The organism is Paraburkholderia sp. Ac-20340 (assembly GCF_017104965.1).
Classification (GTDB): domain Bacteria; phylum Pseudomonadota; class Gammaproteobacteria; order Burkholderiales; family Burkholderiaceae; genus Paraburkholderia.
Genome location: NZ_JAAGPR010000086.1, coordinates 1 through 818, shown reverse-complemented (window position 1 = coordinate 818; position 818 = coordinate 1). Strand labels below are relative to the sequence as shown.

The following is an 818-nucleotide window of genomic DNA, read 5'->3' as shown; positions in this document are numbered from 1 at the left end:
GGTTCCTGGGGAATCCACCAGGGCCAACGCGTATCAATTGACCCGTTTTTCCCAGACTTCGCTGCCCGCCAGCGGCAAGGCGGCGCCGGAGTCATCCGATGAAGTCAATGCTTCGAGCGACAGGCCCGCCACCAGCGGCAGCGGAATGCCGTAGCCGGGCACATCGGTATCGATCAGCATCACCGCGCCAAACGCGAACGCCACGATGCCGCCCAAGCCCAGCACGCCGAAGGTCGGTAAAAACGCCTCGGCGACCAGACATCCCAGGCCGAGCAGCACGAGCCCGAGGCCCGCGTAATTCACCGGCAAAAGCTGCATCGCGAACAGACCGACCAGCAGGCAGATGCCGCCCGCCACGCCCGGCAGCACGAAGCCGGGATTGGCGAATTCGAAGAACAGGCCGTAGACGCCGATCGTCAGCAGGATCAACGCGACATTCGGATCGGCGACGATGGCGAGCAGGCGGCTGCGCCAGTCGGGTGCGACGGCAACGAGCGGCGCGTGGGCGGTGGCAAGGCGCACATTGCCCGCCGCAGTGGCGACGACGCGGCCGTCGAGCTGGCGGGCGAGATCGGCGGGATCGAGCGCGATCAGGTCGATGACGTGCTGATCGAGCGCTTCGCTGGCCGAAAGGCTCACGGCTTCGCGCACGGCGCGTTCGGCCCACGCGGCGTTGCGGCCGCGCAGTTGCGCGAGGCCGCGAATGTAGGCGGCGGCGTCGTGCGTCATCTTGCGGGCTTCGGTGGAGGCGGTGTCGCTGGGGAGCGGGGCGGAGGCGCCCGAAGGCGAGGCCTGCCCCGGCCCCGGCGCAGCCGGCA

General features: G+C 69.2%; 1 pseudogene. It reads right to left on the bottom strand.

The annotated features are described in order from the left end of the window. Positions 1-114 precede the first annotated feature (114 nt). Positions 115-818, bottom strand: a pseudogene (locus G3N59_RS36805) (nodulation protein NfeD); the annotation flags it as partial.